This window comes from Hymenobacter sublimis (assembly GCF_023101345.1).
In the GTDB taxonomy this organism is placed as follows: Bacteria; Bacteroidota; Bacteroidia; order Cytophagales; family Hymenobacteraceae; genus Hymenobacter; species Hymenobacter sublimis.
Genome location: NZ_CP095848.1, coordinates 1,804,995 through 1,826,638 on the forward strand (window position 1 = coordinate 1,804,995; position 21,644 = coordinate 1,826,638).

The following is a 21,644-nucleotide window of genomic DNA, read 5'->3' on the forward strand; positions in this document are numbered from 1 at the left end:
GCTGACGTCTGATTACTACTGCAACCTCCGCCTGTGAGATGCTTCGCTCTGCTCTGCATGACGGTCTGTTGGGTTACTCTTAACAGCCCCTAGTATTTTATTACCAATACAACGAAGCGGTAGCAGTTCTTTGCTGCGCTCAGGATGACGGGTAAATTCCAGTTACTTCTAACTTGCTGCTACTTATCATTTTATTACCTCGCGCGCTATGAAAACCCTGCGGATTGCTATTTTGGGCTGCGGCAACATGGGCATGGCCTTCGCCAAATCCTTTTTACACTATAACCTCGTAGCCCGCGCTGACCTGTTGCTGCTGGGTCGCCACCAGGAGCACTGCCAGCGCCTGCTGGCCGCCCACCCCGGTCTGCCAACCAGCGAGCTAACCGCAACGGTGGGCACCTACGACGTGGTGCTGGTCGCCGTGAAGCCCCAGGATTTTGGCAAGGTTGCCGAAGGATTGCGCCAGGTGCTGCGGCCCGAGCAAGTGGTCGTGTCCATTATGGCCGGCATCCCAATTGCGCGTCTGCAGCGGGAACTGGTCCACCAGCAGGTGCTGCGGGCCATGCCCAACACGCCGGCGCTGCTGGGCATGGGCATCACGGGGTTTTCGGCGGCCGCGGAGGTAGAGCGCAGCCGCCTGCACCAGGTAGAGAACCTGCTCAATGCCACCGGGCGCTCCATTTTCTTGGAAGATGAAAGCCTGCTGGATGCCGTGACGGCCGTGAGTGGGAGCGGGCCGGCCTACTTTTACTACATCGTGCAGGCCATGATGCGGGCGGGGCAGGAGCTAGGTTTCTCGGAATCAGTGGCCGGGCTGCTGGTTAAGCAAACCATGCTCGGGGCCTACCACCTGCTCAACACCTCCGACAAAACCCCCGACGAGCTGATTACCGCCGTGGCCTCTAAAGGCGGTACTACCGAGGCGGCCCTGCGCGAGTTCCGCGCCGGCGGCCTCGCCGAAACCCTCGCCGCCGGCATCAAAGCCGCCCAACACCGCGCCACCGAGCTGGCAAAGGAGTAGTGAGATGGTGAAATAGGGAAATGGTGAAGGGTGTGTCATGGCGAGGAGGCACGACGACGCCATCCTTCCTCTCTTTTGCCTAACGCCTACTAATATGACAAGCCCTTACTTCCAGCACGGATAGTAAGGGCTTGTCACATGTTAGTGAGTAGCACGTTGGTCAGGACGGATGGCTTCGTGCCTCGCCATGACACACTTCACTTAATCACTCTTTCACCATTTCACAATTTCCCCTTTCACAACTTCACCACTCGTAACTTCGCGGCGTTGTTGCTGGTTGTAGCAGCAACTTTGCGGGGCTCCCTGGTGCCTACACCTCCTGAATCCGCGAAATCCGAATAATCCGTTTAAACCCGTGATTCCATGTTGGATTCAATTGAAGACGCCATTGCTGATATCCGCGCCGGAAAGGTAGTGGTGGTCGTGGACGACGAAGACCGTGAAAACGAAGGCGACTTTATCTGCGCCGCCCGTTGTGCCACCCCCGAAGTAATCAATTTCATGGCTACCCACGGCCGCGGCCTGGTGTGTGCCCCGCTCATTGAGCAGCGCTGCGAAGAGTTGGGCCTGGAGCTAATGGTGGGCCGCAACACGGCCTTGCACGCTACCCCCTTCACCGTCAGCATTGATTTGCTGAAGAACGGTGTGACCACCGGCATTTCCGCCTCCGACCGTTCCAAGACCATTCTCGCTCTCATCGACCCTGATACCAAGCCCGAGGAATTGGGCAAGCCGGGCCACATTTTCCCGCTCAAAGCCCGCAAGGATGGCGTATTGCGCCGCGCTGGCCACACCGAAGCCGCCATTGACCTAGCTCGCCTGGCAGGTTTCGAGCCGGCTGGGGTGCTGGTTGAGATTCTGAAGGAAGACGGCGAAATGGCTCGCCTGCCCGAGCTGCGCGAAATTGCCAATAAGTGGAACCTGAAGCTGATTTCGGTTCAGGACCTGATTAAGTACCGCCTCGAAAAGGAAAGCCTGATTGTGCGGGAAATTTCCGTGAAGCTGCCCACCGACTACGGCGACTTTGACCTGATTGCCTACACCCAGCGCAGCACCAATGCCCAGCACCTGGCCCTGGTGAAAGGCGACATTTCGGGCCCCGAGCCGGTGCTGGTGCGCGTGCACAGCTCCTGCGTTACCGGCGACATCTTCGGCTCCTGCCGCTGCGACTGTGGCCCCCAGCTGCACCGCGCTATGCAACAGATTGAGCGCGAGGGCCGCGGCGTGGTCGTGTACATGAACCAGGAAGGCCGCGGTATTGGCCTCTTGAACAAGCTGCGCGCCTATAAGCTCCAGGAGCAGGGCCGTGACACCGTAGAAGCCAACGTAGAGCTGGGCTTCGGTATGGATGAGCGCGACTATGGGGTAGGGGCGGCATTGCTGCGCGACCTGGGCATCAGCAAGATGCGCCTGCTCTCCAACAATCCCCGCAAGCGCACCGGCCTGATGGGTTACGGCCTCGAAATCGTGGAATCGGTAGCCATTGAAGTGGAGCCCAATGAACACAACGAGCGCTACCTCACTACCAAGCGCGACAAGCTGGGCCACACCATCCTACGCAAGGACCGCACCCCCCACCCAGATGTTGACGCGGCCCTGACGGAGCTGTAGATTGTTTAGTAATTACAATGTATTTACAATTAGCGAGCCTCACCCGATAGTTTCTGGTGAGGTTCGCTAATGCAGGGAGACGGCTCAAGCCCCTACCTAGTGCTGTTTACTATTGAAGCTACGTATGAGAAAAAACTACTTTTCTGCTTGCCTCACGGCGGCCATCTTGCTGCTGAGCGGTGCTACCCTGGCGCAAAATCAATACAGGGATTATACGCAACATTTTGATCGGGCCAAGGTGCTGCTGAACACCGGTGAAACTATAGTGGGCTCCCTCATCATGCATCGTTCGGAGCACGCTACGGAAACCCTTACCGTCACTGTTTCTGATGGTTCCATTCGGACACTATCGGCAGCCGCGGTGCAGAAGTTTGTGGTGCAGGGCGACCACTACGGTCCGTTTGATTGGGCTCAGAAGGAGAGCTATTACTACGATTTCGCGCCCATGCGTAAAGGCTATTACCAAGGAAGCGCCGCCTTTCCTGATCAGCCCGTTCCCGCCCGGTTAGCCAAGCCTGACCCCCAACTATCTCGTGTGTACGGTTCCTACCGCTGGAATCATGGCAATGAGTACAGCGACTTTTTGGGGTATGGATTCTTTGAACACCTCAGCGCCGGACCCGTGGTGCTCCTGCGTCATGAGACGCTGGAAATACGCCATTCCGATACGATGCCCGTTGCTCTGGGCGGAAGATCCATCGGTGGTGGTAACAACCGCTACCTCAGCAATGAGCGTGAGTATTATTTAGGATTACCCAACGGCACGGTGTATGCCCTGCGCGACCCCAAAGACAATCTGTTAACCTATTTCAGTGCCTATAAAACCCAGATTGAGCAGTACGCCAAGGAGCACAAGCTTGGGTTCAAGAAACCGAATGAGCTAGCTTACCTGGTGAACTACGCCAATTCTTTGGCGCCTCAACCGTGAACCAGACGCTTTCATAATTGGTCATGGGAAGTAAGATGTTCTTTTCTTATTTACGGCTATGAAAGCATTTATCTATGATGTGCCGGCGCGTCTGCCTGGGTGCGCTCGGGCTTTTTGGTGCGGGTTTATGCTTCTGCTGCCCTTGGCCGCTCAGGCCCAGCGGGGTGGGCAGGGCTTTACCCAGCAGTTCAACCGGGCCACGGTGCTGCTCAGCACCGGCGACACCATTGCCGGCCCGCTGGCCCTGCACCGCTCCGAAGAAATGCTCACCATGACCCTGAACGACAATACGGTGCGCACCTTGCCCGCCGTAAACGTGCAGAGCTTTGCCGTGCAGGGCGAGCGGTACGAGCGCAGCCGGGAGCGGTATTACTATGACGATTTCTACTCCATGCGTCAGGGATACTACTACGGCAACCCCTACTTCAACACCTTACCTCCTCCACGCCGGCGCGAGCGGCCCGATACCACCCTGGTCCGCGTGTTCCGGACCTACCGCTGGAACCGCGACAATGACTACAGCGACTTTCGGGCCCCCGGCTTTTTCGAGCAGCTTAGCGGCGGCCCCATTATTCTGCTGCGGCGCGAAGGGCTGGTGGAGCGCCCCATCACCTACAACGGCCCGTACGGCTACGGCGGATACGGCTATGGTGGTGGCCTGCCCGGCCGCGCCATGGGCTACTACACGGATGTAAAGGACAGTTTCTACCTGGGCCTGCCCAATGGCAATGTGCTAACCTTGCGCAACCCCAAAAAGGATCTGCTCAATTACTTCCACACCCATTCCCGCCAGATTGAGCAGTACGCCAAGGAAAACAAGATCAGCTACACCGAAGCCCGCGAGCTGGCTTACCTAGTGAACTACGCCAACTCACTCGGGACGGGCAAAAAATAACTTAGCCCGTCATCCTGAGTGCAGCGAAGGACCTTATCACGTCAGAACAAGTCGTTGTTACGATTTATGCTGGCGTGATAAGGTCCTTCGCGCGGCTCAGGATGACGGGCTTACGCGTCCTGTATAATCTCTGCGTTATAGCACCCGCATAACGGGGTAGCGCAGGTGGGAAGCCTCGTAGTGGTCCGATTGGCGGTAGACCCAATCGAGTTGGGCGGCGGCGCTGGCGGCAAAGGCTGGCTCGGCTTTCTTCTTGGCTTCCAGTTGGGCGCGTAGCTCGGGCTGGCGGCGCAGCAGGTCGGCGGCTACGTCTTCAAACACATAGTCGGAGAAGTGCTCCTTCTGCTGCAGAATACTATCGAAGAAGCCCCAGGCGAAGAAGGAATCGGTGGCGTGGGGCTCCAGGGTTTCGATGAGGTAGCGGGCGGCGGGCTGGTTGAGGCTCACCACGTAGTCGCCGCGCAGAAAGGGGCGGGCCTGGCGCACCGGGCGCACCTGCACCTGGCTGTGCAGGTAGTGGCCCTCGTAGGGGCGGGGGCCGGTTTTATAGTCCTGGATATAGTACACTTCGCCCGTGATGGTGGTATCAGAAGTCAGCGGCCGGAGCTGCACACCGGACAGGCGCAGGCGGTCCACTACCTCGCCCCAGGCCTGCGGAATGACGTAGGCGGTAGGGCGCTGCACCGTTAGGGTGGGCTGGAAGGTGTTGTAGTAGGGAATGGATTTCGTGTAGGGCGCCTTCCGGTCGTAGGTGAGGCGGGGCAGGCCACTGACTTCGCTGGGCTTGGTTTTGCCCTCGAAACCCCGGAAGGTAAAGCGCTCGGCCTGGGTAGTGTCCAGGCGCCAGCCCAGGGCGAACTGCTGCTGGGTGCGGGTTTGCTCGGCGGCCGCGGCCCGGGCCTGGGCAATGGCGGCTCCGTCCTGGTGCACGGTTTTAATCAGCAAATCCAGGAAGTCATAGGTAGCCTTTACGCGCGGGGTATAGGCCTTGAGCATGTGGGTTTCTGTCACGAACCCGATGGTGTTGAATAGGGTAGTGTAGCCAGTGGAGTAGCGCGGCGTTTCCAGAAAGCCCACCAAACCGCGGGCATCGGGCGTGCGGCCCTCAAAGTCGACGTAGGGTGTTAAGTACCACTTTTTCTTATCCATGCCGCCGTACAGGGCCGGCAGCAGCCGCTGCTGCAGATACTGGCTCAGGGCCGGGTGCAATTTGTCCTTCTGGGTGGCAATCAGCGTCATGGTATACTGATAATCAGCCCCGTTGGAGGTGTGGGTGTCCACGTAGATATCCGGCTGCCAACGCTGAAACAGCTGGGCGAAAGCGCGGGCATTGCGCGAATCCTGCTTGATGTAGTCCCGGTTCAGGTCGAGGTTGCGGGCGTTGCCGCGGAAGCCGTAGCTCTCGGGACCGTTCTGGTTGGTGCGGGTAGTGGAGTTGCGGTTGAGGGCCCCGTCCACGTTATAAATAGGAATGAAAACCAGCACCACATCGGCCAACTGTCGGCGCAACTCCTTTTTCTGCACGTAGTCACGGGCCAGCATCATGCTGGCGTCAATGCCCTCCGGTTCGCCGGGGTGGATGCCGTTCTGAATGAACACGACGCGCCGCCCTTTGGCCCGCACGGAAGCCGGCTCGAAGTCCCCATCCAGCGACACTACTACCTCGTGCAAGGGCCGGCCGCTGTCGGTGGTACCGGCCTCGCGCAGCTGAATTTCGGGGTAGGCAGCATCCAGCTGCTGGTAGTAGCTGATGCACTCAGCGTGGGTTGTGGTAGTGTTGCCGTTGCCCTTCTCGAAGGGCGTGCGCCAGTCGGTTGGAGGGGAGGCCGGGGATGTCAGTAGAAAGGAGGAGAGCAGCAGTGCAAGCATATGACAAAAGGTAGCTGAGCCGAAGTCGGAAGTGCAAGTAGCCTAAAAACACGTCATCCTGCGCACGGCGGAAGATGTTTTCGCGCCGAAGCAAGCCGCCGAAGCAACTTTTTCAGGCGAAAATAACCCCTCACAATGGGCAGGATGAATAGAAAATGCTAGCGAGTAGCGCTAACCACAGGAATGGGTAGTCTTTGTATTGAGCTACCTGTCTAGGAGCTAATACAACCGGCGGGGGGCCGGAAACAGCAGCTGGTCAACGCTGTACTTGCCCGGACCGGCAAAGGCCAGCCCCAGGAACAGGAATGCCGATTCCAGGGCGTGCGAGTAGGTATTGAAGTCGTGGCCACTGCTCAGGTGCATGATGGTGGCCATTATCATGGTGCCCAACAGCAGGGCGCACGCCACGCGAAAAAACAGCCCAATGGCAATCAACTGCCCACCCACCGCTTCGGCGGCGGCGGCCAGAAAGCCCCAGAAGGCCGGGGCAAAGTTTATTCCGATCAGCTTCATGGCTCCGCCTACCTGCGTCCAGGCTTCGGGGCCGCCCGTGAGCTTGGGGTAGCCGTGTATGGTAAACATTACGCCAATGCCCACGCGCAACAGCAGCAGGCCTAAGTCGTGGGTGCGGTAACGGTTTGCAAACAGGGCCATAGGCGAGTTGGGAGCGAGCCGGGGCGGGTAAGTTCAACAATACGGACGTAGGCGGCTACCTCCGGCGTTGCCAAAGTACAATATTTGCAGCGGAATGCAACTGACCCGCCAACGCAGCTACTGGTAAAGTAATACCCCCGTTATCCGGGCCGCCGGCGGCACCTCCGCCGAGCTAATTTCCGCCGGATGCTTAGCCGGCAACGAGTTTGGGTCAATCAGCCAAGCCATTTGCACCTCGCCCGACACGGCCGCAAACCCCGCCGGCGTGTCGCGCACCTTGGTCAGGCCCAGATTTTGGCGGGCTGCTCCGAACGGCGACCCTACCCCTATACCCTCGGCAGTGCGGTACTGCGGATCGTAGATGCGAATGCGGCGCAGACGAAATCCGGTGGAGGAGTCGCCGATGAGGTGCAGCACAGTAGGCGGTGCCTGGGGTTGCTGGGCATCGCGCATTTCATAAGCGGGCAGGGTGTGGCCCTGGTCTTGGTAGGTAGTGGCGCGCAGCAGGTTGGCCGGTACTACCTCCTTCAGGCGCTCCTCCCGCATACCCAGCCGGAGCCGGCCAGCCCGGCCCGGACTAAGCAGATGCAGCGAATCGGGGGTAGGCGCGCCGGGCGTGGGGGTAGGGGCGCTGGCCTGCTGCGCCACGGAGGTTCCACCGGGGGAGGCTCCGGCCGTACCGGCCGCAGACGTAAAAGGCGGCGTACCCGGGTCAGTAGCGTTGCGGGTCGTGGTGGAGTCGCACCCCGTTAGGGTGGCTACTAAAAGGCTAACAGACAGGGTGCTAACGACTGGAAATAGGCGGTGTTGCATGCGGGCTATACGCAGGCCCGAAGGCTAGTGTTGAAAACCTGACGGGGGCGAAGGGCGTTAGCTACTGCAAACGAGCCGGGTCGGTCAGCGGCCCTGGCCTACTTTTGTCCGCTCTCCTTCTTCACTGACTGTTTTTGCTTGTGTCTGCTGCAACCCGCCCACCGCTTATTCTAATTTCTAACGACGACGGTATTACGGCTCCTGGCATTGCCACGCTGGTGCGCGTCATGCGCCGCATTGGCGAGGTGGTGGTGGTAGCACCTAACTCGCCCCAGTCAGGCATGGGGCACGCCATTACCATCGGCAGCTCCCTGCGCCTCGACCCAAGCACTATTTTCGAAGGGGTAGAGGCCTATGAGTGCAGCGGCACGCCCGCCGACTGCGTGAAGCTGGCCAAGCACCATGTGCTCAAGGACCGCCGCCCCGATCTGGTGGTGTCGGGCATCAACCACGGTTCCAACTCCTCCGTGAACGTGCTGTATTCCGGCACCATGTCGGCAGCCATTGAAGCGGCCATTGAGGGGCTGCCTGCCATCGGCTTTTCCCTGTGCGACTACGGGCACGGGGCCGATTTCTCGCACGTGGAGGAGTGGGTAGAGCACCTGTGCCGGCAGGCCCTAACGCACGGCATCCCCCAAGGAACGGCCCTGAACATCAACATTCCCAAGAACTCGGCCGAACCCATTGCGGGGGCGCGTTTGTGCCGCCAGGCCCGGGCCAAGTGGCAGGAAGAGTTCGATTTGCGCTACGACCCCTACAAACGGCCCTATTACTGGTTGCTGGGTAATTTCGTGAACGAGGACCAGGGGCAGGACACCGACGAGTACGCCCTAGCCCATAACTACATTTCCATCGTGCCCTGTCAGTTCGACCTCACGGCCCTCTATGCCCTGCGCGAAATGAATACGTCCTGGCAGCTCAGTGCCACTCCGCAAGGCGTTACAGCCCAGGCCCCGCACCTAGGTAGTGCCCAACCGGCGCCGGGCGAATCGGCGGAAGGACTAGGGTAGGTGACAAAGATTTTCCGTCCAGCAAAAAGCCCCGACTACTGCTAGTCGGGGCTTTTTGCTGGACGAGAAGGAGGTTTCTGCCTGTAAGGGTTGGAGGCTATGCTAGGGCAGGCGAGCCAATGGAACTGGAGTGCGGGCAATGCGTGTGCAGAGCTTAGGAAGACGCTAGCGGACGATGGGTATTAACGCTACAAGCTGCTTTTGGTGTTGGGTGCCGACCTAGCCTCAAGAGCAGCAAGGCCGCTACCAGCAGCTTTATCATTCTAGGCAAAACATGCAGTGGTTACAGAGCGCCTAGCCCTACATATAGGCCACGTCAACCTAGGGTCAGCTAGCGGGAACCACCGTGGCGTACTGTTGTGGCGGTCCGGCGCACGGTAGTGGTTTTGTTTGTTGGGGCGGGCTTAGTTACGGTGTGGGTGCGAGTAGCCGTGTGGGTGTTACCGCTGGGCGTTGTTAGCTGGTGGGTGCGCGCTGTTGTGCGCGAGGTGGTAGCGGCGGCAGTGGAAGTATGGGTGGCCGTGGTTTTTTGCTGAACGGCCTGGGCCTGGACACCACAGGCAAAAACCGACAAGGTCAGCAGGGCAAGTACATTTTTCATGGGCGGGGAGGGTGAGAATGAATACTAGCGTCTTTTACGCAGTGGCACTGCCACGGATGTGCTTGCGGCTCACTCAAGGACACTGCAGGGCGAACGTACTACCCCAGCCTACCTCTGATTCCAAGGTAAACTCACTGTGATGAAACCCGACGATGATTTTAGCAATGGGCAAGCCCAGGCCGTAGCTACAGGGCAAGGCACCATACGCCAGCCCACCGCGAGGAAATTGTGAGGCCGGCCGAGCAACCAGCCCGGCAGCAAGGGTAGGAAACCCGCTTGCGTTGGTAGCGCAAAATATCGGTTCTTGTGGCCTCACCCGCTTCCTTTTCCTTGAACGCACCCCTTGACTCGGTTAGCATTATCATTCCGGCCTATAACGAAGCCGCGGGCCTGGGTCACCTGCTGAACTACCTGCGCGCCGAGGCTGACCCCGCAACCGAGTTGCTGGTGGTAGATGCAGCCAGTCCCGACGGTACCGCGGCCGTGGCGCAGGCCGCCGGCGCCCGCGTGGTGCAGTGCCCCACGCGCGGGCGGGCGGCGCAGCTCAACTACGGGGCCACCCACGCCCAGGGCCACCTTCTCTATTTTCTGCACGCCGATACCTACCCGCCCCCGGGCTTCCTCGCCTCCATTCGGGCGGCAGTGGCCGGGGGCGCGGGCAGCGGCTGCTTCCGCCTCCGGTTCGACTATTCCCACTGGTTTTTGCGCCTGAATGCCTGGTTTACGCGCTTCGACGTGGACCTCATTCGTTTCGGCGACCAGAGCCTCTTCGTGACGCGCTCCGTGTTCGAGCGGGCCGGTGGCTACCGCGAGCAACTCCTCGTCATGGAAGATCAGGAAATCATTGGTCGCCTCCGCCAGCAAGCCCCATTCCGGGTGTTATCACAAGCCGTGGTTACTTCCGCCCGCAAGTACCGGGAGAACGGGGTCTTCCGGCTCCAAGCCATTTTCACCCTCATTGCCACTCTGCACTGGCTGGGTGTTTCCCAGCCTACCCTAGTCAACCTATACCGACGTCTTATCAGATGGTGAGTGAGCTTATTTTCAAGCAAGGGCAAGCGTGAGTGAGTTGTTATCAAGCTTGAGTAGAAGAGCAAAAACGGGGTTCCTCCGCCAGCTGTCTAGTCGAGTAGAAATTACCTAAGCACCCGCTATGACCCCGTCCAGGTCAGCAGGGGTAGGCGACTGTCCAAGGCAGTCTGTGGTGACGCTAAGCTGGCTTAATAGCTTCAGTTTATTCTAAACTTATTCATGACATGATATTATACATACTGTTGATTTTAAAATAGTTATAGTAATTATAACGGACTTAGTAAATTCATCTGTCAATATGTCGGCTAGCTGCATGGTGGGAAAGTGCAGGCCTAGGCGCAGGGCTTTGAAGTAGCGCTACGCGAGTCATTGGCCGAGCGAATAGTTGGGCTTCCCGCCAAGGATAGAGGCCTGGTAATTTGCGCCGTGCCACGATTCTTCCTTGCTTTAGCTTATGAAACGACTCGCCTTTCTTCTTCCCCTGGTCCTGACGCTGCTGACCCGCCCCGCAGCCGCGCAGGTGTACACCGCTTCCGATCCGCTGGCCCATACCTACAGCATTGTGGCCCGCGACCCGCAAACGGGTGACCTAGCCGTAGCCGTACAAAGCCACTGGTTTTCAGTAGGCACTAGCGTTAGTTGGGCCGAAGCTGGGGTAGGGGCTGTGGCCACCCAGTCCTTCACCAACAAATCCTTCGGCCCCCGGGGGCTTGCCCTACTGAAAAGCGGCAAATCGGCCCAGCAGGCCCTAGACGAGCTGCTGCGCACCGATGAAGGCCGCGACGTGCGGCAGGTGGCCATCATCGACAACCAGGGTCGCGTGGCTACTCACACCGGCAGTAAGTGCATTGATATGGCCGGCCACCAGCAAGGCCCGCAATTTTCGGTTCAGGCCAACATGATGCTCAATAACACCGTGCCCGCCGCCATGGCCAAGGCCTACGAGCAGAATATCAAGCTGCCCTTCGCTGAGCGGGTAGTAGCAGCGCTGGAAGCCGCTCAGGCCGCTGGCGGCGACATTCGGGGGCGGCAGTCGGCGGCGCTGCTAGTGGTGCGGGCGAAACCGGGCGCGGGCGTCTGGGAAGACCGCGCCATTGACTTGCGCGTAGATGATGCCGCCGAGCCCCTCCAGGAGCTGGCCCGCCTATTGCGCCTGCACCGCGCTTACGAGCACATGAACGCCGGCGACTTGGCCGTGGAAAAGAACGACGTACCCGGCGCCATCCGGGAGTACGAGGCCGCGGAAAAGCTCTTTCCTCAAAACCTGGAAATGAAGTACTGGCACGCCATCAGCCTGGCTAACAAGCAGCAGGTGCCCCAGGCCATCAAGCTGCTGGGGCCTATCTTCCGGCAAGATGCCAACTGGCGTACGCTCACTCAACGCCTGCTCAAAGTCGGCCTGCTTACCGTCAGCGATGCGGAGCTCAAGCAGATTCTAGCGGCTAAGTAAGTCCTGGCTGCTTAGAGTTCTAGCTTCAAAAGCTCTCTTTTTCTACCCTGTTTTCTTCCTGTAAGTATGCTGTTTTCATCTTTGCTTTTCCTGCGGTTGTGGCGGTGGCTGCTGCCGGTATGCGTAGTGCTGCTGGCTGGTGCCTGCGCTTCCGTGGAACCCCGGAAGGCCAGCCAGCCCGCTTTCACTACGGTGTACGTGGTGCGCCACGCTGAAAAAGACCCGACCCCCGGGCTGCCCGACCCCTCGCTCACGGCTGCTGGCAAGCAACGCGCCCAAACCCTAGTGGATACGCTACGCAAGGCCACAATAACGGCCGTTTTCTCAACCGCTACCACGCGTACCCGCAGTACGGCCGAGCCCCTGGCCACCGCCCGCCAGCTACCAGTGCAGCCCTACGATGCCCGGCAGCTAGCGGCCCTAGCTGCCCGCATCCGACGGGAGTACAAGGGTCAAACGGTACTGGTAGTGGGTCATTCTAACACTATTCTGGAAACCGTAGAAGCGCTGGGTGCCCCGCGTCCGGTGCCGGCCGTGCAGGACAGTGAGTATGATTACCTGCTGCAAGTGCGGATTCCGCAGGATTCTACCCAAGCTGCTTCGGCCGTGGCCCGCCGCTACGGAGTACGGTAGCCAGGGCGTGCTTTTGCTGCAACCCACGTTCGTTTTCTGCTACTTTTAAGCCGCCCGCGGTAGCCCTGGCCCTGGCGGGCGGTGTTGTTTTGTCACTCTCTTCCTTTTCATGCGCACTTCCTTTCGCTGCCTTACCCTGGGTGCTCTGTTGCTGCTGGCTTCCGCCGGAACTGCAACTGCTCAAACCACCGGCTCTAAAATCGATTCCGTCGTCATTCGAAAAATCTACGATGAAGCCTTAGCCCGCGGGCAGAGCTACGAGAACCTGCGCTACCTGACCACTACCATTGGCGGCCGGCTAAGCGGTTCGCCCCAGGCCGAGCAGGCCGTGCAGTGGGGCAAAACGGTTATGGAAAAGATGGGCCTCGACCGGGTGTACCTGCAGGAGGTGATGGTGCCGCATTGGGTGCGCGGGGCCAAGGAAAAAGCCCAGATTAAGAGCAGCAAAGGCAAGGGCGTAAACCTGAACGTGTGCGCTTTGGGCGGCTCCGTTGGAACCAATGGTAAGCTCAAAGCCCAAGTTGTAGAAGTGCATAGCATGCAGGAGCTGGCTGCATTACCCGCTGATAAAGTGAAAGGTAAGCTAGTATTCTTCAACCGGCCCATGAACCCCTTATACGTAGAAACCGGTCGGGCCTACGGCGAAGCCGGCGACCAGCGCCGCAGCGGGGCCGTGGAAGCCGCTAAGCGGGGCGCGGTGGGCGCGCTAGTACGTAGCCTCACCCTGGCCCACGACGATTTCCCCCACACCGGCACTATGAACTACAATGAGCAGGTAGCCAAGGTACCGGCCGCCGCCGTGAGCACCAACGGCGCCGATGAGCTCAGCCACCTGCTTAAAGCCGACCCCAACCTGACTGTAGAGCTGGAAATGAGTTGCCAGCAGCTACCCGAAGTGAAAAGCTACAACGTGGTAGGCGAAATCAAGGGCTCGAAGTACCCCGACGAAATCATTGCCGTAGGCGGCCACCTCGACTCCTGGGACTTGGCCCAGGGCGCCCACGATGATGGCACCGGCTGCACGCAAAGCATGGAAGCCCTACGTCTGCTAAAAGCCGCCGGGTTGCGGCCGGAGCGCACCATCCGGGCCGTATTGTTCATGAACGAAGAAAACGGTGTGCGCGGCGGCAACAAATATGCCGAGCTGGCCAAGGCAGCCGGCGAAAAACACCTGGCCGCCATGGAGTCAGATGGGGGCGGCTTTACGCCCCGGGGCTTCAACATCGAGGCTGACCCCGCCACCGTGCGTAAGGTACAGCAGTGGGCCCCGCTATTGCAGCCCTACGGCAGCGGCGAATTCGTGGCGGGTCATGCTGGCACCGACATCGGCTCCCTGAAAAGTCAAGCCAAAGCCCTCATTGGCTACGACTGCGACTCCCAGCGCTACTTCGACATTCACCACACCGCCGCCGACACCTTCGACAAGGTGAACCGCCGCGAGCTGGAACTGGGCGGGGCCAGCATGGCCTCCCTGATTTACTTGCTCAGCAAGTACGGCCTGTAGGCCTGGGGTAGCAAACCGCCCCGCAAAGCGGCTTTTTTGCCCTACGTATTCGTACAAGTCCCGGTAAGAAGGTGCCCGCCTTTTCGCCGGGACTTGTTTTTTCGTCGCCTTATAGCTTCAGTTAAGTATGGATCTATTTCTTGTGGCCCTGCTACCCCCAGAGCCTATTCGTAGCGACATCTGGGCCCTGAAGCAGGAAATGCACCAGCGAACCGGCAGCCGCAACGCCGTTAACCTTCCCCCGCACATCACGCTAATTCCACCCCTGCGCCAGCCCGCGCCGTTTGCCGCCGCCGCCGCGGCCAGCTTACGGGAGTTTGGTCGTGCGCAAAAGGCCTGCCTGGTGGGGCTGGAAGACTTTGCCTGGTTTCAGAGCCGCACGCTGTATGTGCATGTGGCGCAGGCACAGGCGGTGCAGCAGCTCCACGAGGCCCTGCGCCACTGGTGCGCTACGCAATTGCCCGCCGTGCCCGCACCTACTCGGCCCTTCGTACCCCACGTCACCCTCGCCACCCGTGATTTGCCCCCCGCAGCCGTGCCCGAGTTACGCGCAGAGTTTGCAAGCCGCCGCTACGCGGCAACCGCCGCCTGGGAAGAACTGGTGCTTTACCAACACGATGGACGTAAATGGCAAGTGCAGGAAACCGTGTATCTACTACCGGCACATGGCCTGGCAGACTAGAAACTGTTACCAGATGGCTCAACGGCTGTCCTGCCGAGCAGGAGCAAAGCACCCCGCGGGCTGGTGGTACTATGCATATAAGAACAGTACTAAAATAACGGGCCCTACCTAATCTGGCGTCCGCGCAGCTGAAGCGCTCCTCCCTCTGGCTGACTCCTACGCGAGGACGAAGCGGTAAGGGGCCATCGGTTCTGCGGACATTAGATCAGGCAGGACGTGTACGATTGCAACGTCAGCGGAAGGGGTGTTTCGGCGCGGCCTCGGCATGACGTTCTCATACCTATTTGCAAGCTTTTTTTGCTCACATGACCTAGTAAATAAAAATCCCGCCGCCTGAAACCAAGCTGCGGGATTTTTTATATTCTTAACAAGGCTGAATTACTCAGCGCTGGCATTTTTCTTTGGGCGGCCGGGGCGCTTACCGGTGCTATTGGCGGCACGGGGCTTACGCTCTTTTTTCTCAACCCGGAAACCGGGCTCCAGCATGGCATTCAGTTCCGCCATTAGCTCATTTACTTTTACTACGTGCTTGCGGATCTGCACTAGAACAGCATCGTTTTCTTCGGCGTTAGCCAAAATCTGTTGCAATTTGTTAAGGTCAGCAGTTGCCATGATTAGTTTAAATCTTTGGGAAGACGAATAATACTCAAAGTTGAAGATTTTTTTGTTTCGCCCAAATAAATACTTTGCTATCCAACATGACGCAAGAATATTTTTCCGGATTACGAACAGACTGGCACACGCGCATCATTTAAAATGAAGAATAGCAGTCTGGTGAAATCCATACGATTACCTCCTGCACTTTGTTGATATCCGAGCGTGAAAATATTTTTATCAGTCCTGGCTACAAAATAGCTTGTGCTTACCCCTTGGTAAGAGAGTTTAATCTAAAATAAAATCACTGTAAGCCGCTGATTCAGAGAGAGATTTTAGCGACCAGACAAAGAAAAATCCGAGAGCCATCTACGAATAGGTAGCCCTCGGATAGCAATTTATAGCGCGCAATAAAACTTAATTCTGCTCCAAAATCTGAAATAGCTCGTCTAGTTTCGGGGTCAGAATAATTTCGGTTCGACGATTTAACGCCTTATTGGTAGGCGAGTCGTTTTGCGCTACTGGTACGTATTGTGCCCGCCCCGACGGGGTAACCTGGGAAGCAGGTAACCCCGCCTGCGTTAAAATTCGCGTGATTTCCGTGGCCCGCAATACACTCAGGTCCCAGTTGTCGCGCATACCGGCCGTCCCTTTTACAATGGGTACATTATCGGTGTGGCCTTCCACCAGCACGTTAACATCTTGGTTACCTTTAAGAGCAGTAGCCAATTTACTTAATGCCTCCTGGCCTTTCGGGTCGACTTTGGTGGAGCCAGATTTAAAAAGTAATTGCTCCGAAAGCGAAACATACACTTTACCGTTCCGCACATTTACCTGCAAATCTTGTGAATTAAAGCCCAGCAGCGCGTCGCCCACTTTCTGACGTAGGGCTTTTACTGCCGCATCTTTTTGCTCTAAAATGCGCTGCATATCGGCAATTCGCTGCTCTTTGCCGCGCAAATCAGCCGACAGCTGCGAGTTTTCTTGTTGGGCCCCGCTTAGGCTGGCATTCAGCTGATTAACCTGCTGATTCTTGGTTAAAAGGCTGGTCCGCAGAGCTTCTTCGTTGCGCGCTTTTTCCTCCTGAAGCGCATTTTTCTCGGCCTGCAGTTGGTCGCGGGAGCGGGAGGCATCGGTGTACTGCGTTTGCAACGCAGTGTATTTTTTCTGCGAAACGCAGCCCACTGCACCCACCAGAAGGGTGGCACTGCACATTGTTGCGAATAATGGAGAAGCAAACAAATATTTCATGACGCGGGAATACGAAGTGACAACGCAAGTAGCCATGAAACGGAACCCAACTGTTGGGAGTTACGGAGAGCCGCAGCGCTACCAGAAATTCGCCTTGCGGTGTCGTTCGCGGCCCGCTTTATCGTACCTTGGAGGCTATATGGTTTCGTCAGTATTCTAATTCTCGTTTGCGTTTTCGTATTCAATTAATAGCGCTGCTGCTGGTGGGTAACGTGGTTGCCGGCGTGAAAAACCCGGTGCACGCTACGCCACCTGCTACCCGGTACTGGGTGAGCTTCCGCGACAAAGCCGGCCAGCATTTCCGGCCCCGCGCCTACTTCAGCGCCGCCGCCCAGGCCCGCCGCCAGCGTCAGCATCTACCCCCCGCCGACAGTACCGACTTTCCCGTTCGGCCCGACTACGTGGCGGCCGTGCGCGCCGCTACCGACACGGTAACGCTAGTGAGCCGTTGGTTTAATGCCGTAGCGTGCCGGGCAACCGCCGCCCAGGCAGCGGCCCTGCGGCACGTGCCCGGCGTTCTAAGTGTAACTCCTTGGCCAGAAAATCCGCTGCTACCGGCTGCCCGCACCTCCACTGGTGCAGCCGAGGCAGGCGGGCCGCTTACTTCCGCCGACCGATCATTGGCCCGGCGCCAAGCGGCCAGCCTGGGAGCCGTCGACTTCCGGCGGGCCCGGCTCAACGGCCGTGGGGTACGGATTGCTATTTTCGACGTAGGGTTTAACGGGGCCGATCAGCACCCGGCTTTTGCCCACTTGCGCCGCCGCGGTGCCATTGTTGCCACCTATGACTTTTTGCGGCGCACTCCTGCCGTATACCAGGGTGGCAACCACGGCACCGAGGTGCTCTCGTGCATTGCCGGCCGCCTTCCAGACAGCACCCGTCTGGGCCTGGCGGAGGGCGCGGAGTTTCTGCTGGCCCGCACGGAGCAGATGTACCGTGAAAAGTACGCCGAGGAGGAAGCCTGGCTGGCTGCCGCGGAATGGGCCGACCGCAACGGGGCCGACATCATTAACTCCTCCTTGGGCTACACCACCCGGCGCTACTTTCCTGAGCAAATGAACGGCCGCACCAGTCTGGTAGCCCGGGCTGCGGAGCTGGCCGTTCGCAAGGGCATTCTGGTGGTGAATGCTGCCGGTAACGATGGCGACGATCCGCAGTGGCGTACCGTGGGCACACCCGCCGATGGCGACTCCGTGCTGGCCGTGGGTGGCATCGACCCTGATACCTATTTGCACCTGGATTTTAGCAGCTACGGGCCGGCTCCGGGGCAGCGGCTCAAGCCCAACGTGTCGGCGTTTGGGGTGGTGGTGGCGGCGGCTCCCGGTGGCTACGTGCGCACGGAAGGCACTTCCTTTGCTAGTCCGTTGGTGGCTGGCTTTGCCGCTTGCGTCTGGCAGCAGCAGCGCAACCTCACGGCCATGCAGCTATTCGCCCAGCTTCAGCAGTCAGCCAGTTTGTATCCGTACTTTGATTACGCCCACGGCTACGGCCTGCCGCAGGCATCCTTTTTTACGACGCCGTCTTCCCCGCCACCCGCCTCAGCTTCGTTTGACCTGGTGCGCCAGGACTCGGTGCTGGCCGTGCTGATTCGGCCGGAAGCAGCGTATGTGCCGGCTCACACGCTACCCCTGTTCGCCGATTCTGTGCAGGCCACCACGGCGGCGGGGGCACCGGCCGTTGCCCCGGTAGGGAAGGAGCAGCCGCGGGAAGCGGCACCTCCCGCCGAGGAGCTGGTGCCTTCTACGCCACCTCAGTACGTGTACTGGCAGCTACTGGACCGTAGCGGAAAGCTGCGGCGTTACGAAGTGCTGGAGGTAAAGCAGCGCGCCGTATTGCGCATTCCGCTGCGCCTGCTGCGCCCCGGCGACGCCGCCCGGGTGCATTACCGGGGTTACACCCAAACCTACCTCGCCCCATGAAGCACCTATTATTGCCGGCCGGCCTGAGTTTGCTGCTGTGGGGGCAGGCTCAGCAGGCCCGGGCCCAGCGGGTGGTACTGCGGGCCGACCCGGCCACCGACACGGTCCGCGCCTGGTATGGCCCCAACCGGGCTTTCTACCGCCACCTCTTTATAGGTTATGCTCCCGTGGTGGGTGCGCCGGCCGGGCCGGGGGCCGATCTGCGTCCGTTTAAATCAGCTGAGTTTTTTGTGGGCGTACGGCAGAAATACCGCCTTACGCAAACCCTAGCTACCGGCTTCGATGTGCGTTATGCCCGCCTGGCCTACCATCTGCGCCAAAACAGCCAAAAAATACTGCCGACTTCCACGGTGCACCATTCCGAGTCCTTGGTGTTCTCGCAGCTGCAACTGGAGCCCTACCTGCGGTTTAGCTACGGCCGCCGCGGCAACGTCATTGGCAACTATCTGGATGTGAGCGGGTGGGGTGGCTGGGCCATGGGTGCCTCGCACCACTACGAAGACCAGCCCGGCACGGGGGGCGGCAAGCGCACCGTAGTAGTGGAGCGCGACTTGCGCTACGTGCGGCGCTGGCCTTTTGGGGTGGGGGCCCGTTTAGGCTCCGGGCGCTACGTGGCCACGGCCCGCTACCGGCTCTCCGACACGTTTAATGCCCAAGCTAATCCGGCTTATGTGGAACTGCCCCGGTGGGTAGTGGGGCTGGAATTGGGCTTGTTTTAGCCTTATTACAGCGCATAAAGTGGGCTAGGAGTGAGCCCAAACGTGCAGGAAATTACTCTGGGCTGAGCTATATAGCCCGATTATTGCGGCTGGATTTTAGCCGGTTGCTGTTGAGCCTTTTTTCCTTGTAATTTTCCCGTACTTTCTGCACAACCTCCCACCCGCTTTTGCGGTACATGTTGTCACTACCCCACCCCGACAGGAACCTCACCGAAATCAGCCGCTTTAGTTCTGCGCTGTCGGTAGTTTCGTAATTTGCCGTACCGAATTGATGATGGTTGACTTTCCCTTCATGAAAAAGATTTTACTCCCCACCGCCGGGGCTTTGTTTTTACTCCAGTTAGCTTCGTGCATTAACACGGAACGCGAGGTAGGAACGTCCAAGAATGCTGACCGCGTGTTTACGCCCGTTCCCGAAGGAAACCGGGGCCGCGTATCGGAGCGCACGGTGCTGCGCACGGTAAACACTGCCCACGCCTTCTCCAACCCCCGGACCAAGGATAACTTTGTGCTGCAGCTGCGCGGGCCGAAAATTGCCAACGCCCAAGCCTACTTTATGATTATCAGCAGCACCGGCGACACGCTGCGCAAGGAAATTATTCCAGCTTCAGCCCTGATTAACGAGCGGGACCTGGACGACCCCCAAGCCGCTACCGTGCGCGATAAAGAAATTGCCATTCTGCAGGGTATGAACGCCTTCTTCAAAGAAGATCGGTTTGTGCAGCCCGCCGTGCCCCGCGCCGCTACTCAACCCGAGAACGTGGATGCGCAGTCGTGGAGTTCGGTAAAGGAAGACGCCCGCGCCGTTGGGTTCGACTACCCCGCCGCCGATGGTCGCGAGCGGCGCGTGGCTTACTCTAAAAAGCTAGGCCGCGCAGTGGTCATTGCCGAGTAAGTCTGCCTGTATAGTTGATACTAAAAAAGCCGCCGGATAGCATATCCGGCGGCTTTTTAGTGCGGTTCTACTCAAACTACGGAGTCAACCAAGACATAGCACTTGGTGGGTCAACACTGAATAAAGTTACCAATCAAGTTAACCAGTTTCTGAGTGCCGAGCCTTACATAAGCCGTACACCTTGCGGCGTGGGCTAGGAGGCGGCCAGCCAGCCAGTTCGCCCATCGGGCTGACGCACCAGCCGGAACCCACCGAACTCGCCTAGTACGGCCACGGCCGTTTGGGCCGGCAGGGCGGCAATCATCAGGGCGCTAGTGGAGGGTAGGGCGCGTAAGTCAGCGGCGGCAGTCAGGTTTTCGCGCCGCAACGGAGTTGCCGTGAGCACGGCTTTGGCCGGTACGAAGCCTGTGCCGCCCGCCGGCAGTTGTACGCGCAGCCATTCGGCCGTGGCCCCTAGTACCAGCAGCGGCGTGGGGCGCGAGGCCGTGGCCGCCGTTACACCCGTGGTGGCCGGCGTGCGGCGGAGCGTCAGGCGCGTTTCCCTGGCTCGCACCCACTGGCCTAACCGAGCGGGAAGCACTTTGGGTGCTGGCGCCAGCGCATCGGCCCGGCGCACAAAGGGGAACGGATCAACGGCTCCGTTGCGGTACACCCCAAAGTGCAGGTGCGGCGAGGTGGTGCGGGCATTGCCGGTGTTACCCACCAGCCCCAGCGTGTCGCCGGGCTTTACTTGCTGGCCGGGCTGCACTAGCTGCTTATCCAAGTGGGCGTAGTAGAGGTGCTGGCCGTGGTCGGTGTCGGCTAGCCAGACTACTCGGCCCCCCAGAGTCGTTTCGTTTACGCGTGTAATGTAGCCGTGTGCCGAGGCCACGGCCGGCGTGCCGCGCTTGGCAAAAATATCAATGCCCTCGTGGCGACGGGCGCCGCCATCGCGCGGCACACCCCAGAAGGAACCCACCGCCACGTCGTTCTTGCCCTTCACTGGAAAGCTTAGGCTAGGTTCGCGCCGAATACGCAACGTGTAACGTCCGCCGCGCAGCAGCTCGGGCTGCACCCGCAAGATATGCTGACGGTCAGCTTCGGCCACGTAGCGAAAAGAAAGGTCCGTGGTGTCGGCAGAAGCTAGGTAGCGGGGCGTGCGGCGGTCGGGGCTGAGCTCATAGGCATCCACGAAGACCTTAGGCGCCTGCGTACCCGGGGCCAGAGTCAAGCTGATGTGAATGGTTTCGCCAGTCCGGACGGGGTAGCGCAGACCCGTGGCAACGGCCCGGTCGGCGGGGAAAAAGCCGCTTTCCTGGAACGGCAGCTTCACCACCAGCGAGTCGCGCAGGGCCTGGTCGGCGGCCCGCAGCCAGTCGCGGCCCAGAGCTGTTTCGGCCAGGCCTGCCTGTTTCAGCTTGCGGGCGTAGGCTTCGTGGGGAGTTGATTTTTGGAAGATGCCTTGCAGGGTCTGGCTTTGACTGCAAGCGGTAAGAAATAGGACGAATAAAACGGCCGGTAAGGCTCGAAAGCGAAGCAGCATTGAACGAGGTTGGATCGGTAGGAAGAGCTAATTGGATAAAC

The 21,644-nt window shown here is 59.3% G+C and carries 20 protein-coding genes; 13 read left to right on the forward strand and 7 right to left on the reverse strand.

The window, feature by feature from the left end; all coding sequences use genetic code 11:
- Positions 1 to 217 precede the first annotated feature (217 nt).
- The 4 genes from proC (at position 218) to MWH26_RS07625 (ending at position 4,455) form a co-directional block, all read left to right on the forward strand.
- On the forward strand, positions 218 to 1,021 hold the full coding sequence (gene proC, locus MWH26_RS07610) for a pyrroline-5-carboxylate reductase (RefSeq protein ID WP_247977073.1): 804 nt from the start codon (positions 218 to 220) through the stop codon (positions 1,019 to 1,021).
- Between the two features lie 363 nt (positions 1,022 to 1,384).
- Positions 1,385 to 2,632, forward strand: a complete 1,248-nt coding sequence (locus MWH26_RS07615) for a bifunctional 3,4-dihydroxy-2-butanone-4-phosphate synthase/GTP cyclohydrolase II (RefSeq protein WP_247976728.1) — start codon at positions 1,385 to 1,387, stop codon at positions 2,630 to 2,632.
- Between the two features lie 124 nt (positions 2,633 to 2,756).
- Complete coding sequence (locus tag MWH26_RS07620; protein WP_247976729.1) at positions 2,757 to 3,560, forward strand: hypothetical protein; 804 nt, start codon at positions 2,757 to 2,759, stop codon at positions 3,558 to 3,560.
- A 58-nt stretch (positions 3,561 to 3,618) separates the two neighbouring features.
- Positions 3,619 to 4,455 carry a hypothetical protein gene (locus tag MWH26_RS07625; RefSeq protein ID WP_247976730.1) on the forward strand — a complete coding sequence of 279 codons (837 nt, stop codon included), beginning with the start codon at positions 3,619 to 3,621 and terminating at the stop codon, positions 4,453 to 4,455.
- A gap of 135 nt (positions 4,456 to 4,590) precedes the next feature.
- Here the strand turns inward: MWH26_RS07625 and MWH26_RS07630 are convergent, their stop codons facing one another.
- From MWH26_RS07630 to MWH26_RS07640, 3 genes are all read right to left on the reverse strand, one after another.
- Positions 4,591 to 6,324, reverse strand: coding sequence for a M14 family metallopeptidase (locus MWH26_RS07630; RefSeq protein ID WP_247976731.1), 1,734 nt, complete (start codon positions 6,322 to 6,324; stop codon positions 4,591 to 4,593).
- Positions 6,325 to 6,543: 219 nt separating this feature from the next.
- Positions 6,544 to 6,978 (reverse strand): DoxX family protein, encoded by a 435-nt coding sequence (locus MWH26_RS07635; protein ID WP_247976732.1) that lies wholly within the window; start codon positions 6,976 to 6,978, stop codon positions 6,544 to 6,546.
- Positions 6,979 to 7,095: 117 nt separating this feature from the next.
- Positions 7,096 to 7,791, reverse strand: a complete 696-nt coding sequence (locus tag MWH26_RS07640) for a hypothetical protein (protein WP_247976733.1) — start codon at positions 7,789 to 7,791, stop codon at positions 7,096 to 7,098.
- Between the two features lie 140 nt (positions 7,792 to 7,931).
- Between MWH26_RS07640 and surE the strand changes: the two genes are divergently transcribed.
- Positions 7,932 to 8,801: a 5'/3'-nucleotidase SurE gene (gene surE, locus MWH26_RS07645; protein WP_247976734.1), complete on the forward strand. Its 870-nt coding sequence runs from the start codon at positions 7,932 to 7,934 to the stop codon at positions 8,799 to 8,801.
- Between the two features lie 331 nt (positions 8,802 to 9,132).
- Here the strand turns inward: surE and MWH26_RS07650 are convergent, their stop codons facing one another.
- Positions 9,133 to 9,402, reverse strand: coding sequence for a hypothetical protein (locus MWH26_RS07650; RefSeq protein WP_247976735.1), 270 nt, complete (start codon positions 9,400 to 9,402; stop codon positions 9,133 to 9,135).
- Positions 9,403 to 9,732: 330 nt separating this feature from the next.
- Between MWH26_RS07650 and MWH26_RS07655 the strand changes: the two genes are divergently transcribed.
- The 5 genes from MWH26_RS07655 to MWH26_RS07675 all read left to right on the forward strand — a co-directional run bounded on the left by MWH26_RS07655 (position 9,733) and on the right by MWH26_RS07675 (position 14,703).
- Positions 9,733 to 10,434 (forward strand): TIGR04283 family arsenosugar biosynthesis glycosyltransferase, encoded by a 702-nt coding sequence (locus MWH26_RS07655; protein ID WP_247976736.1) that lies wholly within the window; start codon positions 9,733 to 9,735, stop codon positions 10,432 to 10,434.
- 454 nt (positions 10,435 to 10,888) lie between these two features.
- The gene (locus MWH26_RS07660) at positions 10,889 to 11,884 is read left to right on the forward strand and encodes a DUF1028 domain-containing protein (protein WP_247976737.1); all 996 of its coding nucleotides are present in this window, start codon (positions 10,889 to 10,891) and stop codon (positions 11,882 to 11,884) included.
- A 66-nt stretch (positions 11,885 to 11,950) separates the two neighbouring features.
- Positions 11,951 to 12,517, forward strand: coding sequence for a histidine phosphatase family protein (locus tag MWH26_RS07665; RefSeq protein ID WP_247976738.1), 567 nt, complete (start codon positions 11,951 to 11,953; stop codon positions 12,515 to 12,517).
- A 109-nt stretch (positions 12,518 to 12,626) separates the two neighbouring features.
- Positions 12,627 to 14,021: a M28 family peptidase gene (locus tag MWH26_RS07670; RefSeq protein WP_247976739.1), complete on the forward strand. Its 1,395-nt coding sequence runs from the start codon at positions 12,627 to 12,629 to the stop codon at positions 14,019 to 14,021.
- A gap of 127 nt (positions 14,022 to 14,148) precedes the next feature.
- Positions 14,149 to 14,703, forward strand: coding sequence for a 2'-5' RNA ligase family protein (locus MWH26_RS07675; protein WP_247976740.1), 555 nt, complete (start codon positions 14,149 to 14,151; stop codon positions 14,701 to 14,703).
- A gap of 378 nt (positions 14,704 to 15,081) precedes the next feature.
- Here the strand turns inward: MWH26_RS07675 and MWH26_RS07680 are convergent, their stop codons facing one another.
- Positions 15,082 to 15,315 (reverse strand): hypothetical protein, encoded by a 234-nt coding sequence (locus MWH26_RS07680; RefSeq protein WP_244696009.1) that lies wholly within the window; start codon positions 15,313 to 15,315, stop codon positions 15,082 to 15,084.
- 399 nt (positions 15,316 to 15,714) lie between these two features.
- A complete protein-coding gene (locus tag MWH26_RS07685) occupies positions 15,715 to 16,512 on the reverse strand; it encodes an OmpA/MotB family protein (RefSeq protein ID WP_247976741.1) in 798 nt (265 codons plus the stop codon).
- A gap of 203 nt (positions 16,513 to 16,715) precedes the next feature.
- On the opposite strand from MWH26_RS07685, the gene MWH26_RS07690 reads away from it, so the two are divergent.
- The 3 genes from MWH26_RS07690 (at position 16,716) to MWH26_RS07700 (ending at position 20,081) form a co-directional block, all read left to right on the forward strand.
- On the forward strand, positions 16,716 to 18,467 hold the full coding sequence (locus tag MWH26_RS07690; protein WP_247976742.1) for a S8 family serine peptidase: 1,752 nt from the start codon (positions 16,716 to 16,718) through the stop codon (positions 18,465 to 18,467).
- Positions 18,464 to 19,186: a hypothetical protein gene (locus MWH26_RS07695; protein WP_247976743.1), complete on the forward strand. Its 723-nt coding sequence runs from the start codon at positions 18,464 to 18,466 to the stop codon at positions 19,184 to 19,186. The genes MWH26_RS07690 and MWH26_RS07695 overlap by 4 nt, the downstream gene beginning before the upstream one ends.
- Positions 19,187 to 19,478: 292 nt before the next feature.
- The gene (locus MWH26_RS07700) at positions 19,479 to 20,081 is read left to right on the forward strand and encodes a hypothetical protein (RefSeq protein WP_244696015.1); all 603 of its coding nucleotides are present in this window, start codon (positions 19,479 to 19,481) and stop codon (positions 20,079 to 20,081) included.
- Positions 20,082 to 20,274: 193 nt separating this feature from the next.
- Here MWH26_RS07700 and MWH26_RS07705 read toward each other — a convergent pair whose 3' ends face one another.
- Positions 20,275 to 21,603, reverse strand: coding sequence for a M23 family metallopeptidase (locus MWH26_RS07705; RefSeq protein WP_247976744.1), 1,329 nt, complete (start codon positions 21,601 to 21,603; stop codon positions 20,275 to 20,277).
- Positions 21,604 to 21,644 lie beyond the last annotated feature (41 nt).